At 64.9% G+C, this 14,205-nt stretch carries 11 protein-coding genes; 6 read left to right on the top strand and 5 right to left on the bottom strand.

Annotation, left to right across the window (positions count from 1 at the left end):
• The first annotated feature begins 99 nt into the window (after positions 1 to 99).
• Positions 100 to 1,506, top strand: a complete 1,407-nt coding sequence (locus OU999_04010; protein WAC24368.1) for a short-chain fatty acyl-CoA regulator family protein — start codon at positions 100 to 102, stop codon at positions 1,504 to 1,506.
• Positions 1,507 to 1,527: 21 nt separating this feature from the next.
• Here OU999_04010 and gor read toward each other — a convergent pair whose 3' ends face one another.
• Entirely contained in the window at positions 1,528 to 2,874 is a 1,347-nt protein-coding gene (gor, locus tag OU999_04005) for a glutathione-disulfide reductase (protein WAC24367.1), read from the bottom strand.
• Positions 2,875 to 2,910: 36 nt separating this feature from the next.
• Complete coding sequence (pgi, locus tag OU999_04000) at positions 2,911 to 4,428, bottom strand: glucose-6-phosphate isomerase (GenBank protein WAC24366.1); 1,518 nt, start codon at positions 4,426 to 4,428, stop codon at positions 2,911 to 2,913.
• Between the two features lie 122 nt (positions 4,429 to 4,550).
• Here pgi and lepB point away from each other — a divergent pair, with 122 nt between their 5' ends.
• Genes lepB through OU999_03975 form a run of 5 tightly spaced genes read left to right on the top strand, consistent with a single transcriptional unit; the run spans position 4,551 to position 10,727 of the window.
• Positions 4,551 to 5,363 (top strand): signal peptidase I, encoded by an 813-nt coding sequence (lepB, locus tag OU999_03995; GenBank protein WAC24365.1) that lies wholly within the window; start codon positions 4,551 to 4,553, stop codon positions 5,361 to 5,363.
• Positions 5,360 to 6,034: a ribonuclease III gene (gene rnc, locus OU999_03990; protein ID WAC24364.1), complete on the top strand. Its 675-nt coding sequence runs from the start codon at positions 5,360 to 5,362 to the stop codon at positions 6,032 to 6,034. The genes lepB and rnc overlap by 4 nt, the downstream gene beginning before the upstream one ends.
• Positions 6,031 to 6,939 (top strand): GTPase Era, encoded by a 909-nt coding sequence (gene era / locus OU999_03985; protein ID WAC24363.1) that lies wholly within the window; start codon positions 6,031 to 6,033, stop codon positions 6,937 to 6,939. The genes rnc and era overlap by 4 nt, the downstream gene beginning before the upstream one ends.
• Before the next feature lie 47 nt (positions 6,940 to 6,986).
• Positions 6,987 to 9,152, top strand: coding sequence for a primosomal protein N' (locus OU999_03980; GenBank protein WAC24362.1), 2,166 nt, complete (start codon positions 6,987 to 6,989; stop codon positions 9,150 to 9,152).
• A 24-nt stretch (positions 9,153 to 9,176) separates the two neighbouring features.
• Entirely contained in the window at positions 9,177 to 10,727 is a 1,551-nt protein-coding gene (locus tag OU999_03975) for a serine protease (GenBank protein WAC24361.1), read from the top strand.
• A gap of 13 nt (positions 10,728 to 10,740) precedes the next feature.
• On the opposite strand, the gene ada is transcribed toward OU999_03975, so the two are convergent.
• The 3 genes from ada to OU999_03960 form a co-directional block, all read right to left on the bottom strand.
• Positions 10,741 to 11,775, bottom strand: a complete 1,035-nt coding sequence (gene ada, locus OU999_03970) for a bifunctional DNA-binding transcriptional regulator/O6-methylguanine-DNA methyltransferase Ada (protein WAC24360.1) — start codon at positions 11,773 to 11,775, stop codon at positions 10,741 to 10,743.
• Entirely contained in the window at positions 11,772 to 12,236 is a 465-nt protein-coding gene (locus OU999_03965) for a DUF1203 domain-containing protein (protein ID WAC24359.1), read from the bottom strand. The genes ada and OU999_03965 overlap by 4 nt, the downstream gene beginning before the upstream one ends.
• Before the next feature lie 95 nt (positions 12,237 to 12,331).
• Entirely contained in the window at positions 12,332 to 14,131 is a 1,800-nt protein-coding gene (locus OU999_03960) for a methyl-accepting chemotaxis protein (GenBank protein ID WAC24358.1), read from the bottom strand.
• Positions 14,132 to 14,205: the final 74 nt, after the last annotated feature.

Here is a 14,205-nt window from a genome sequence, read left to right as displayed (position 1 = left end):
GTGAGTTCGGGAGGCTTCTTTTCCAGCCTTTGCCCCCACAAGCAAATGTTAAATAGCGAACTTGCAAACCGCCAGTTTGCAAACTAGTCCGCAAGGACCATGTCACGCCGCAAACGCCTTTATGCGGGCCAGCGCGTCCGCGCCGTCCGCCGCCACTCGGGTCTCAACCAGGCCGCGATGGCCGAGGCTTTGGGCATTTCAACCTCTTATCTCAGCCAGATCGAGAATGACGAGCGGCCGATCACGCCGCAGGTGCTGACCGCACTGTCACGCCATTTCGCCTTCGAGCTGGAGGACGCCCCCGAGGGCGGGCCTTCGCTCAACTGGCAGACGCTGCTCGACGATCCGGTGCTCGCCGGGATCGAGGTGGACCCGGTGCGCTTTGCGCGGCTGCGCGACAGCCATCCCGAGCTGTCGCACATCATCACCAACCTCTACCAGGGCTATCGCCAGGCGCAGGAGCGTTCGGCGATGCTCGACGACAGCCTCGCCGCCACCGGCCAGCACAATGCCCGCCTGCCCTGGGAAGAGGTGCGCGACTGGTTCCACGAGGCGGGCAATTATATCGACCAGCTCGATCGGACCGCCGAAGAGATTGCCGGCGAGCTGGGCGAAGACCTGAACCCCGACGGCCTCGCCGCGCGGCTGCAGCGCGACCACGGCATCAGCGTCAAGCCGCTGCGTGCGGGTGATCCCAACGCGCCGCTCAGCCAGTTCGACGCAGCCACCCGCACCCTGTACCTGGCCGATGGCGTTGCCCCCGAATCGCGCTATTTCATGCTCGCCCACCGGCTGATGGCGCTGGAAATGCGCTTTGCCATCGCCATCCTCGCCGCCAACGCCAAGCTGAAGAGCGAGCAGGCGCAGAAGCTTGTCTCGGTGGGCCTGGCCAACTATGCCGCCGGTGCATTGGTGATGCCCTATGCGCGCTTTCGCGAGGCAGCGATGGCATGCCGGCACGATATCGACCAGCTGACTCATCGCTTCGGGGTCAGCTTCGAACAGGCATGCCACCGGCTCTCGACGCTGCAACGCCCCGGCGCGCGCGGCCTGCCGGTGTTCTTCTGCCGGGTCGACATGGCGGGTAACATCACCAAGCGGCACAGCGCGACGCGGCTGCAATTCGCCCGCTTCGGCGGTGCATGCCCCTTATGGGTGGTGCACGAGGCCGCCGCGATCCCCGACCGTATCCTGGTGCAGCTCGCCGAGACGCCCGATGGCGTGCGTTATGTCTCGATGGCCAAGGGACTGGTCAAGCCCTCGGGCAGCTATGGCCGCAAGCCGCGCCGCTATGCCGTGGCCTTGGGATGCGAGGTAGAGCATGCCCGGCACTTCATCTACGCCGACGGGCTGGACACGGCGGCGGCAGGCGCAGTGACGCCGATCGGCATCAGCTGCCGCACCTGCCCGCGCGACAATTGTGATCAGCGCGCCTTTCCGCCCACCGACCGACCGCTGGTGATCGACCCCGACCGGCGCGGCATGGTGCCGTACCGGATCGGGTAACGATCAAAAGCGCAACGGCGCTTACTTCATCAGCACAAGCTCTTCGGCCATGCTGGGGTGCAGGGCAACGGTATCGTCGAACGCCTGCTTGGTCAGCCCCGCCTTGACCGCAATCGCTGCGGCCTGAAGGATCTCGGGCGAATCCGGGCCGATCATGTGCAGCCCCAGGATCTTGCCCGAGGGCTCTTCGGTGATCATCTTGTAGAGGCCACGTTCGGCGCGGTGCGCGAAGACATTGCGCATCGGGCGGAAATCCGCCGAATAGACGCGGATATTGCCATAGCGATTGCGCGCCTCGCCCTCGGTGAGGCCCACCGAGGCGATCGGCGGCTGCGAGAACACGGCGGTGGGAATGCAGTTATAGTCCACCGTCCTGGGCGTGCCGCCGAACACCGTGTCGGCGAACGCTTGGCCTTCGCGGATCGCCACCGGGGTCAGCTGCACCCGGTTGGTGACGTCGCCCACCGCATAGATGCTGTCGCACACGGTCTTGCTGTATTCGTCGACCGGGATCGCGCCCTGATCGTCGGTGGTGATGCCGGCATGCTCGAGCCCCAGCCCTTCGACATTGGGCACGCGACCGGTCGCGACCATCACGATATCGGTGTTGATCGGGTCCTGGCCCTTGAGGAACACGTCGAGCGTGCCGTCCTCGCGCTTCTCGATCTTCTCGAACGGCGCCTTGAACTTGAACTCGATGCCCTTGGTCATCGAAATCTGCAGCAGCCGGTCGCGCAACGATTCATCATAACCGCGCAGGATGGTGTCGCCGCGATTGACCACGGTGACGCGGGTGCCCAGCCCGTTGAGGATGCCGGCGAACTCGTTGGCGATATAGCCACCGCCTGCGATAACCGCACGGCGCGGCAAGGCATCGAGATGGAACATCTCGTTCGACGTCAGGCAATGCTCTGAGCCGGGGAATTCGGGCACATAGGGCCGAGCACCGACCGCTACCAGGATATACTTGGCGCTGATTTCCTGCCCGCTTGCCAGCTTCACCCGGTGCGGCGCGATGATCGTCGCGCGTTCCTCGATGATCGTGACGTTATGATTGTTGAGCGTCGATTTGTACGCGGCATTCAACCGGTCGACATCGCCCAGCACGCGGTCGCGCAGCACCTGCCAGCTGAACTTGGTGCCCTCGATCTCCCAGCCGTAATTCTGCGCATCTTCAAGGTCCTCGGCGAAGTGCGATCCATAGACCAGCAGCTTCTTGGGCACGCAGCCGCGGATGACGCAGGTGCCGCCGACGCGATATTCCTCGGCCACCGCGACCTTCGCGCCATAGGACGAAGCGATGCGCGATGCGCGCACCCCGCCCGATCCTGCTCCGATGACGAACAGGTCGTAATCATAATCACTCATCAATCAAACTCCCGGGAACTTTGAATATCGTGCCCCTTACAGGCCCGCCGCCTCGATCAGCGCAGCGGTGGAAGGGTCGAAATCGCCGGATTGGCGGTTGCCCATGGATTTGGCGATTTCCTTGCCCAGTTCAACACCGAACTGGTCAAAAGGATTGATGCCCAGCAGCATGGCGTTGGCAAAGGTGCGGTGTTCGTAAAAGGCGATCAGCGCGCCCAGGCTCTGCGGATCGACATTGTCGAGCAGGATGGTCATCGAAGGCCGGTCGCCGGGATAGCTGCGCTGCGGATCGTCGCTGGCCTTGCCCTGCATCAGCGCTGCGCCTTGCGCAAAGCAGTTGGTCAGCAGTGCGCGGTGATGCGCCTCGTCGAACTCGTGCGCGCTGAGGCGCGACGCAATGAACTCGACCGGGACCAGATGCGTGCCCTGGTGGAGCAGCTGGAACACCGCGTGCTGGGCGTCGGTGCCGACCCCGCCCCAGGTGATCGGCGCACTCGCCCGGCCCAGCGGCGAGCCATCGCGGCGCACGCCCTTGCCGTTGCTCTCCATTTCGAGCTGCTGCAGATAATCGGGGAGCAGGCGCATCCGCTCGTCATAGGCGAAGACGGCGCGGGTCTGGCACTGGCGGATCTGCGCATAATACAGGTCGGCAAAGGCGGCGAGCACCGGCATGTTGGCCGCGAGCGGCGCGGTGGCGAAATGCCGGTCCATGGCGAGCGCGCCTGCGCGGAATTCGGCAAAACCATGATTGCCCAGCGCCATCGCCACCGGGAAGCCGATGCTAGACCAGACCGAATAGCGCCCACCCACCGTTTCGGAAAACGGCAGGATGCGGGTCTCGTCGATGCCGAACTCGGCCGCCTTTTCGGGCGCTGCGGTCAGCGCGACAAGCTGGCCATAGGGGTCTTCGACCCCACCGGCGCGCAACCAGTCGATCGCGCTTTCGGCATTCATCAGCGTCTCGGTGGTGGTGAAGGTCTTGGATGCGATCGCCACCAGCGTCTTGGCGGGATCGAAGCGGTCGACCGCCTCGGACAGTGCTTCGCCATCGACATTGGCGACGACGGCAACGTCATAACGGTCGCTGTCGCGGCACAGCGCATCGATGATCAGCTTGGGCCCCAGCGCCGATCCGCCGATGCCGATATGCAGCACATGCTTGATCTCGCCGAACACACCCTGGTCGATGGCATCGACCAGCGCTGCCATCCGCTCGTGCAGCCGCGCCGCATTCTCGACCGAATCCGTGGCACCATAGCCGCGCTCGGCGGGATGCTCGGACGCCCGGTCCTCGCTGGTGTTGATCTTGGCGCCCGACAGGAACTGATCGCGCATGCCCGCCAGATGCATCGCGGCGGCGAGTTGCTCGAACTGGCCGATCAGCGCCGAATCCAGGTGGGTCTTGGAGAAATCGAACAGGATATCGGTACCCGCCAGCGGCACACGGTGCGACAGGCCATCGACCCGCGCGAGATCGTTTTCGAACAACGTGGACAGTGTCGGACGGGGCAATTCTGCAATCGATTGCCAAATCGTTTCGGCATTGACGGACATGGATAACCTTTCAGGCTGATAGCGCGGGGCCGGGTTTAGCGGCCCGGCAAGGGCTTGGCGAGAGGCTTTCCCGGCGCTTGATGGGGCTTGACGCCGCAAAGCGCGGTCAGCAAAGGAGGCAGATGACCGAAGCCGCCGCCACATCGCCCAAACCCAAGTCGGAAACGGCGGACTTTCTGCAGTTTCTGGTGAAGCTCGCGATCTTCTTCTTCATTCTGCGCAGCTTCATCGTCTCGCCGTTCAACATTCCGTCGGAATCGATGCAGCCGCGGCTGGTCGTGGGCGATTATCTGCTCGTGTCGAAATGGTCCTATGGCTATTCGCGCTACAGCCTGCCGTTCAACCTGCCGCTGATCCCCGGACGTGTCTTTGCTAGCCAGCCCGAGCGCGGCGATGTCGTGGTGTTCAAGGCGCCCCCGGGCGCCAGTGCCGACTATATCAAGCGCGTCATCGGCCTGCCCGGCGACACCATCCAGATGCGCGATGGCGTGGTCTGGCTGAACGGCAAGCCGATCGAGAAGAAGCGGATCGCCGATTTCGTCATTCCGGTCTCGCCCAACACGCGCTGCTATGACCGCAGTTTCGAACTGCCCCAGCCCGATGGTACGGCGGTGTGCAGCTATCCGCGCTTTCGCGAGACGCTGCCCAATGGCAAGAGCTATAACGTGCTCGACCTGATCGATGCACCGCGCGATACGACCGAAGCGATCATCGTGCCGCAAGGCCATATGTTCCTGATGGGCGACAATCGCGACAACAGCCTCGACAGCCGGTTCCCCGCAGTCGAAGGGCAAGGCATCGGCATCGTTCCGCAGAAATATCTGGTCGGCCGCGCGCTGGTGACGGTGTTCTCGACCGATGGTTCTGCCAGCTGGTTCCTGCCCTGGACCTGGTTCACCGCCGCGCGCTGGGACCGGATCGGGGAAGGGTTTTGAGCGCAGAGGTAGACCTTTCGGCGCTGCTGCCCATCACCGATTACCAGCCGCGCCAACCTGCTCTGTTCATCCAGGCGATGACTCATGGCAGCACCGGCATCACGCCCGATTATCAGCGGCTCGAGTTTCTGGGCGACCGGGTGCTGGGCATGGTGATGGCTGACCTGCTGTACACCCGCTTTCCCAAGGCCGCCGAAGGCCAGATGTCGGCGTTTCTCAACCGGCTGGTATCGCGTGAAAGCTGCGCGCAAATCGCGCGGGCGAGCAACCTCGGCCCGCTGATCCGGCTGGGCAAGCAGGCGCGCGACGATGGCGGGGCGGGCAGCACCAACATATTGGGCGATGTCGTCGAGGCCCTGATAGGGGCATTGTATATCGATGGGGGCATCGATGCGGCACGCAGCTTTATCGAGCGGCACTGGTCGGACCGGATCGACGCGATCAGCGAAGCGCCGCGTCACCCCAAGTCCGAGCTGCAGGAATGGGCCGCTGCGCGCAATCGCAAGACGCCCGTCTACACGCTGCTGCGCAAATCGGGGCCGGACCATGATTTGCGCTTCACGGTGCAGGTAGAGATCAAGGGGCTGGGCATCGCCGAGGCGACCGGCACCAGCAAGCAGGAGGCCGAAACTCTGGCCGCAAAGCAGTTTCTGGCGGAGCATGGACGATGAGCGAAGACACCAACCCCACCCGCTGCGGCCTTGTCGCCGTGCTGGGCGCGCCCAATGCGGGCAAATCGACGCTGGTCAATCAGCTGGTCGGGCAGAAGGTGGCGATCACCAGCCCCAAGGCGCAGACCACGCGGACGCGGCTGCTGGGGATTGCGCTCGCTGGTCCGGCGCAGATCATGCTGGTTGATACGCCGGGCATTTTCGATCCCGATCGCCGCTTCGACCGTGCGATGGTCAACGCCGCCTGGGAAGGATCGGACGGGGCCGATGTGATCGCGCTCGTCGTCGATGCCAAGGCCAAGCGTTCCGAACGGCTCGAACGTCTGGTCGAACAGGTCGCGATGCGGCCCGAACGCAAGATCCTGGTGCTCAACAAGGTCGATATCGCCGCCAAGGACAAGCTGCTCGTCCAGGCCCAGCACCTGCACGCGGCGGGGGGCTTTGACGAGGTGTTCTTCATCAGCGCGCTGACCGGCGACGGAATCGAGGAGCTCAAGGCCTGGCTCGCCGCCGCCATGCCCGAAGGCCAGTGGCATTTCCCCGAAGATCAGGTTTCCGATGCCAGCGAGCGTCTGCTCGCCACCGAAATCACCCGCGAGCAGCTGTTCAACCAGCTGCATGCCGAGCTGCCTTATGCCAGCGCGGTGGTTCCGGAAAAGTACCTCACGCGCAAGGACGGATCGATCGAGATCCACCAGCAGATCCTGGTCGCGCGCGACACCCAGCGCGCGATAGTTCTGGGCAAGGGCGGTGCGCGCATCCGGGAAATCGGAGAAAAGGCGCGCGCGGAGCTCGCCCGCGTGCTGGGCGTCAACGTCCATCTCTTCCTCCACGTCAAGGTGCAGGAAGGCTGGGACGAAGACCGCGAGATTTACGAGACCATCGGCCTTGGCTGGGTGAAGTAACGCACGCCTATACGCGCCGCCCTGCACTCCCTATGTGGGATGGCACCATGACCCGCGTCCGTGTCCTTCTGTTCAATTCTGCCGTTGGCCCGTTCGATTACAGCGTGCCGCAGGGCATGGACCTGCCCACAGGCAGCGTCGTGCAGGTGCCGCTGGGCCCGCGCCGGATTGACGGGATCGTCTGGGATTCGGGCAGCTTTGGCGCAGAAGAGATCGAGGCGAGCAGGCTGCGTCCGGTGGTCGCCCGTTACGACATGCCGCCGCTTTCGGCAGCCTTGCGCCGCCTCATCGAATGGACGGCGGATTATTATCTCGCCAGCCCGGCGGCCGTGGCCCGCATGGCGCTGCCCAGCGGCTCGCTGCTAGGGCCGGGCCGCTCGATCACCGAATATCGGCTGACCGGGGAAGCCCCTGCCCGCATGACGCCGCAGCGTCAGGTCGTGTACGACACGCTGGGCGATGCACAGGCCACGGTGCGCGAACTCGCGGCCATGGCCGGCGTGTCCGAAGGGGTGATCCGTTCGCTGGTCCAGTCGGGCGCATTCGAAGCGGTCGAAGTGCCGACCGACCGCCCCTGGCCCCGCCCCGACCCCGATTACATCACCCCGGCGCTGAACGACGAACAGCGCGAGGCAGCGGACCGGTTGGCTCAGGCGGTGCGGCAGGCAGAGCCGGTGCCGTTCCTGCTCGATGGCGTGACCGGATCGGGCAAGACCGAAGTCTATTTCGAGGCGGTGGCCGAGGCGCTGCGCCATGGGCGGCAAACACTGCTGCTGCTCCCCGAGATCGCGCTGACCCAGCCCTTCCTCACCCGCATCGAGGCACGCTTCGGCGCTGCACCCGTCCCCTGGCATTCGGGCCTGAAGCAGACCGAGCGGCGGCGGGCGTGGAATGCGATCATCGGCGGGGATGCAAAGATCATCGTCGGCGCACGCTCGGCACTGTTCCTGCCTTATGCGGACCTTGGCGTCATCATCGTCGACGAGGCGCACGAGACCAGCTTCAAGCAGGAGGACGGCGTGCGCTACAATGCGCGCGACGTTGCGGTGATGCGCGGACGCTTCGAAGGCTGCCCGGTCGTGCTGTCGAGCGCCACGCCCGCGCTCGAAAGCCGGGTGATGGCCGAAGCAGGTCGCTACGAACCGCTCACCCTCACGCACCGCTATGGCGGGGCGCAACTACCGCGCATCAGCCTGATCGACCTTACCCAGGACCCGCCCCCGCGCGGCCAGTGGATCGCGCCGCCGCTGCTCGAGGCGATGCAGGAGCGGCTGGCGAGGGGTGAGCAGACTTTGCTCTTCCTCAACCGGCGCGGCTACGCCCCGCTGACCTTGTGCCGCAATTGCGGGCATCGCTTCAAATGCCCGAACTGCAGCGCATGGATGGTCGACCATCGGCTGACGGGCCGTCTTGCCTGCCACCATTGCGGCCATGCCGAACCCTCGCCCAGCGCCTGTCCCGAATGCGGCGAGACCGATTGCCTGGTCGCCTGCGGCCCCGGCGTCGAGCGGATCGCCGATGAAGTCGCAGCGCTGATGCCCCAGGCGCGCCGCGCCATCGTGACATCGGACACGATCTGGTCGCCCGACAAGGCAGCCGAATTCGTCGCAGCGGTCGAGGCGCGCGCGATCGATGTCATCATCGGCACGCAGCTTGTCACCAAGGGCTATCATTTTCCCGATCTGACGCTGGTGGGCGTGATCGATGCCGATATCGGGCTCGAGGGCGGCGACCTCCGCGCTGGCGAGCGCACGTTCCAACAAATCGCGCAGGTGGCAGGGCGCGCAGGCCGTGCCGCCAAGCCGGGCGAAGTCTTCATCCAGACCCGCCACCCCGATGCGCCGGTGATCGATGCGCTCGTCCAGGGTGACCGCGAGGCCTTTTACGCCGCCGAAACCCAGGCGCGGCGCGACGCCAATGTGCCGCCGTTCGGCCGTCTGGCCGCGATCATCATCTCGTCCGAGGATCAGGCAGAAGCGCAGGAGGCAGCGCGTCAGGCCGGTGCCATCGCTCCGGAACTCGATGGCTTTGCCGTTTACGGCCCTGCCCCTGCGCCGCTTTCGCTGCTGCGCGGGCGCCATCGCTTCCGCCTGCTGGTCCATGCCCGGCGCAATGTCGAGATGCAGCGCATCATCCGCGAATGGCTTCAGCCGATGCGCTGGGCACCGGGGGTGCGCGTCGCGGTGGATGTCGATCCCTATAGCTTTGTGTGATGGCCACGCTATGAGATGGGGCCCATGAACCCCATGCGCCTTATCGCCCTGCTGATCACCGCCTGCGCCGCGCTGATGGCAGCGCCTCTCACCGCAGATCCCGCCGATATCCAGGCCGCCAGCCGGTCGGTCGTGCGCGTGGTGCTGGTGGCGGAAGAGGATGGCGAAACCTTCTATGTCGGCCATGGCAGCGGCTTTGCCGTCGCGCCCGACAAGATCATCACCAATGCGCATCTCGTCGCCCCCCTGCGCGAGGATGCCAGCATCCGCATCGGCATCATCCCGTCCGAAGGCACGACCACCTATGGCGGCAGGCTGGTGGCCATTTCTCCGCGCAACGATCTGGCGCTGATCCAGATGGAAAAGGGCCGCCTGCCCAGCCTGGCGCTGCTCTCGACCCCGCTCGACGATGGCGCATCGGTGATGGCGATCGGCTATCCCGCCGCCGTTGACCGCGCGCAAGGCCTGGACGCGCGCGAAACCGTGGCCCCCATGGCGCCGGTCAAGACACCGGGCGTGATTTCCGGGGGCCGCACCACGCGCGATTTCGATACGATCCTGCACACCGCCGCGCTCGCCAAGGGCAATAGCGGCGGTCCGCTGGTCGATCTGTGCGGGCGCGTGGCGGGCGTCAACAGCTTCGGGTCGCTATCCGATGGCAATGATGCCGAATATGGCTTTGCCGTCTCAAACCGCGAGCTGTTCGGCTTCCTGCGGTCGGCCAAGGTCGATTATCAGCTCGCCGATTCTCCCTGTCGGTCGGTAGCAGAGCTGTCCGCCGAGGAACGCGCGCGCTCTGCCCAGGCAGCCGAAGATGCGCGCGAGCGCCAGCAGGCCGAAAAGGCCGAGCGGCGCGATCTGGAAGAGCGGGCGCTGCGTGATGCCGAACACGCGGTGATCAGTGCGCGCGAAAATCACCTGTTCTTTGCCGCATTGATGCTGGTGCTGGCAGGAGTCGCGGGCGCGGCCACCTGGACGCTGCATGAGCGCGAAGACATGCAGCGGCGCAAGATCGCAGGCGGGATCACCGCTGTGCTGGCGGTCACCGCGGTGCTCGGTTTCGTGCTGCGGCCCGGCTTCGATCGCGCCGAGGAAATGGCGCTGGCGGCGGTCAAGAAGGAACTGGGCGGCAAGGACGCGCTCGCTGGCGGCAGCGATGGTACCTATATGTGCCGTATCGTTCCCGAGCGCAGCAAGATCAGCGCCTCGAGCCCCGAGCCGGTCGAGATTGCCTGGACCGCCAGCGGCTGCGTCAACGGACGCACGCAATATGGCCAGGATGCCGATGGCTGGACCCGCGTGTTCGTGCGCAACGAGGATCAGCTGGTGGCGATCAACCAGTTCAACCCGGACACGCGCGAGTTCCGCACCGAGAATTTCCAGCTTGGTCTCACCGCCATGGATAGCGCGCGCAAGATCCGCGCACGCTATACCAGCCAGAGCTGCACGACCGAGCCCGACCGGATGGCGGAGCTGGAGGATATGCAGAAGGCGCTGCGTCTGGCTCTGCCCGCCCAGCCCAATGAGGTGCTGACCTATAGCTGCACCGCCAAGGCTGCCAAGCCCGCCGAATAGGGCGAACGTCCGGTCAATCGGCCTCGCGCTTGAGCAGTTCGACCTTGATCGGCAAGCCATAGGCATAGCCGCCCAGCGTGCCATCGGTGCGCAAGGCGCGGTGGCACGGGATCAGCACTGCGACGGGATTGGCCCCGCAGGCAGAGCCCACGGCGCGAACCGCAGCCGGGTTGCCGATACTGGCAGCGATCTGCGCATAGCTGCGAGTCTCGCCCGGCGGGATTTCGGACAGCGCCTTCCACACTGCCTCCTGGAAAGCGGTCCCCCGGACATCGACGGGAATGTCCGCGCCGGTGCGCGGGCTCTCCACCTCGGCCACGATGGCGGCGACGAATTGCGCGGCCTCTTCACCTGCGGCCTGCAACTGCGCGGCGGGAAAGCGCATGGCCAGCGCCTCTGCGCCTTCCTCGAACGACAGGCGGCAGACCCCGAGTTCAGTCCAGGCGACGAGCATGCGGCCAAGCGACGTCTCGCTCTGCGTCCAGTGGATCACCACCCCCTGCCCGCCCTTCTTCCATGCCGAGGCTTGCATGCCCATCCGTCCTTTCATTCCGTCATAGAACCGCGAGGGCGCGCTGAACCCCGCCTGATAAATGGCATCGACGACGCGGTCGCTGTCCGAAAGTGCATCGCGCGCCCTTTCGGTCCGCAATGCGCGGGCATAGGCGGCAGGCGAAAGCCCGGTATGGCGGGTGAACACACGTTGGAAGTGTGCAGGCGAATAGCCGCATTCCGCCGCCAGCGCCGCCAGCGCGAGCGGCTCTTCACTCGCCCGGATGGCCTGGATCGCCGCCAGCACCGCCTTCTCGTCGCGCGCCACGTCATCGGGCAGGCAGCGCTTGCAAGCGCGCAGCCCCGCCGCCTTCGCCGCCGATCCATCGGCAAAGAAGCGCACATTCGCCCGGGCCGGATGCCGCGCTGCGCAGGATGGGCGGCAATAGATGCCCGTGCTGAGCACGCCGGTCACGAAATGGCCATCAAACGCACGGTCGCGGCGCAGAACAGCCGCCCAAGCCGTCTCCTCGTCTGGCGCTTGCTCCGTGATCATGACCGTTCCACCTTGGCGACAAAGCAGCCATGCGCTGCATTATGCGCGTGGATATAGGCTATGGCCGCGTCGGCGAACAGATCGCGGATGGCGGCATCCGCGTCGCCCGCCGCCGCCAGCCGTGCCCCGCGCAGCATGCCAGCTGCATCGAAACCGCGCAGACCAAGCGGTCGGTGCTGCATGACCGGCGGGATGGCATCGTGAAACTCTTCGGCTTGGGCTGCCTTGCTGACATAGATCGCATAGGCGCTGCGATAGGGGGTGGCGACATCATGGCTGACATGGTGGACCAGGACCAGCGGCTCGCCCACTTGCGCATCACGAAGCGAGATTCGGCAGGGAAAGCCGGGTGCATGCGTGGCCGTCACGCGGATGGCATCGTGGTCCGCCAATGCCGCATCGGTCAGATCGAACAGGTGCTGAAAGGCATCGGCATCGAGGCCGGCAATGCGATAGGTCATCGAACATCTCCAGGAAGGTGGTGATGTTCGCGAGCTTAAGCGGCGGCTGCTCCGCAGGCGTCCCGGATCATGCGCTCAAAACCGAAAAGGCAGCGTCAGGCGGCGCGGACGGCCTTCGCAAGCTGCTGCATCTGCTGGCGCAGTTCCTGCGACTGGCGCGCGACGTCCTCCGCCGTCTGGCTCAACGCTTCGGCGGAGACATGCGCGTGATTCGACTTGTCGGTCAGCTCGGCGACCTGGCCCATCACCTGCTGGCTGTTGGTCATCAGCGATCGCAGGGCATCCAGGATATCGCGGCTCGCGTCATGCTGTTCGGACACGGCCTCGTCGATCCGATCGGCATTGTGCCGGATCATGTCGACATGCCCGTCGACCGAGATCACCGTCTGCGACACCTGCTGGGTCATCGAGGCGATGCTGCCCAGTCGCTGTTCGACCGAGGCTGCGGCGGCCTGCGTCTGGCTGGCAAGATTCTTGACCTCCTGCGCCACAACCGCAAATCCACGGCCAGCCTCGCCTGCCCTGGCTGCCTCGATCGTCGCGTTGAGCGCCAGCAAATTGGTCTGCTTGGCGATATGCGTGATCATCGCCAGGATGCCTGAAATCTCGCCAGCTACCTCGTGCAGATGATCGGCGGTCTCGCGGCTGAGCCGGCTGGCGTGATGGGCATCGTAAATGTTGCGCGAGCTGTCGGCGACGAGTTCGCGCACACCGCCGCCGGTGTCCTGCAGGCGGCGTCCGTGGCGGTCGATCACCTTCATCGATTCTGCTGCGCGGATCGCCCTGTCGGCGAAATTCTGGCTGAACATCTGGTGCTGTGCGGCGTTGCGCTGCATGTCCTGCGCGCCTTCGCGCATGCCGATGGCCGCCTTGGTCAATTGCTCCGACAGCAGCGACAGCTTGGCCTCGTAGCTGGCGAAAAGTTCGTCGATCGTCTCCGCCCGGCGATGGCGTTCCTCCTGCCATTGCAGCTGCTCGCGTTGCAGTTCCAGCTCCGCCTTGCGCCGCTCCTGCTCCGCCTTGAGGGCCCGCTCCGCCTTGCCATGCGAACGGTGGATCGCGCGGGCAATCGCGCCGATCTCGTCGCGCCGCCGCAAGCCAAGATCATGGGCATGAACGCTGTCCCGCCGCTCAGGCAGGGCATATTTTGCCAGGGCCATCAGCGGAACCAGGAAATCGCGCGACGCATAGCCGATGCACCAACGCACAAAAAAGCCAGCCGCCAGCATCAACAGGGAACAGAAGATCAACCCTGCGATATGAACAATATTCATGCGGATCAGTGTTTTGCGAGCCAAACCGCGCATTTCTGTAACCGCAGTCTGGCTCTGCGCCAGCAGCGGGTCTATCTTGCGATGCAGGACTATCGGGGGGTCGACCCGCCTCCCCTGCTTGATGAAAGCCTTGATCTGTCCGCGCAGTTCCTTGATCGCCTGATCCGCCGGAACCTTGGCCTGGTTCAACTGAGCCATCCTTGCGGGAAATTCCTGACCAAAGGCACCGTTCTCTATTCTCGCCCAGTCTTCCCTGATGGCGCGCTCGCGTCCGTCCAGTTCGGCAAGCGCCTCTTCGCCCCTGGCCAGGCCCCAACGGACTTTCGTCGCCAGACGCATGCTTTCGCGATAGCCATCCACCAAGGATTGCATGTGCATGACTGGCTGGATGCGATCGGTCACCAGGTGATGGGTCATGTATTGGGTCACACCCACCACCGCGATGGCGGCAAAAGCCAGCGCCGCCAGCATGCCCAGCATGGCAGTCAGGCTGAAGCGAACCTTGGCATCGACGCCCATGCCCGCAAACCCCTTGAGCCATTCGGAGCGCAAATGTTTGATTTTTTGCATCGGCAAGGCGATTCCATGCTTGGCCCAAGATGGACTGTTTCCCTCGAGCAATGCCTTGGTGATGCGAAAATTTGGTAAACGTTCCGTTTAGGATGACGAAAGAAATCCCCGGATTTTATGGGGCA

The sequence above is a fragment of the Blastomonas sp. SL216 genome, assembly GCA_026625625.1.
In the GTDB taxonomy this organism is placed as follows: domain Bacteria; phylum Pseudomonadota; class Alphaproteobacteria; order Sphingomonadales; family Sphingomonadaceae; genus Blastomonas.
The sequence above is the reverse complement of the archived record's forward strand: the minus strand, read 5'-3'. Positions and strand labels throughout refer to the sequence as shown.

What these genes read in the sequence shown, in the direction of transcription:
- OU999_03975 (WAC24361.1), top strand. Translation starts at nt 9,177, where the DNA reads ATGAACCCCATGCGCCTTATCGCCCTGCTGATCACCGCCTGCGCCGCG.
- era (WAC24363.1), top strand. Translation starts at nt 6,031, where the DNA reads ATGAGCGAAGACACCAACCCCACCCGCTGCGGCCTTGTCGCCGTGCTG.
- lepB (WAC24365.1), top strand. Translation starts at nt 4,551, where the DNA reads ATGACCGAAGCCGCCGCCACATCGCCCAAACCCAAGTCGGAAACGGCG.
- OU999_03965 (WAC24359.1), bottom strand. Translation starts at nt 12,236, where the DNA reads ATGACCTATCGCATTGCCGGCCTCGATGCCGATGCCTTTCAGCACCTG.
- OU999_03980 (WAC24362.1), top strand. Translation starts at nt 6,987, where the DNA reads ATGACCCGCGTCCGTGTCCTTCTGTTCAATTCTGCCGTTGGCCCGTTC.
- gor (WAC24367.1), bottom strand. Translation starts at nt 2,874, where the DNA reads ATGAGTGATTATGATTACGACCTGTTCGTCATCGGAGCAGGATCGGGC.
- pgi (WAC24366.1), bottom strand. Translation starts at nt 4,428, where the DNA reads ATGTCCGTCAATGCCGAAACGATTTGGCAATCGATTGCAGAATTGCCC.
- ada (WAC24360.1), bottom strand. Translation starts at nt 11,775, where the DNA reads ATGATCACGGAGCAAGCGCCAGACGAGGAGACGGCTTGGGCGGCTGTT.
- OU999_04010 (WAC24368.1), top strand. Translation starts at nt 100, where the DNA reads ATGTCACGCCGCAAACGCCTTTATGCGGGCCAGCGCGTCCGCGCCGTC.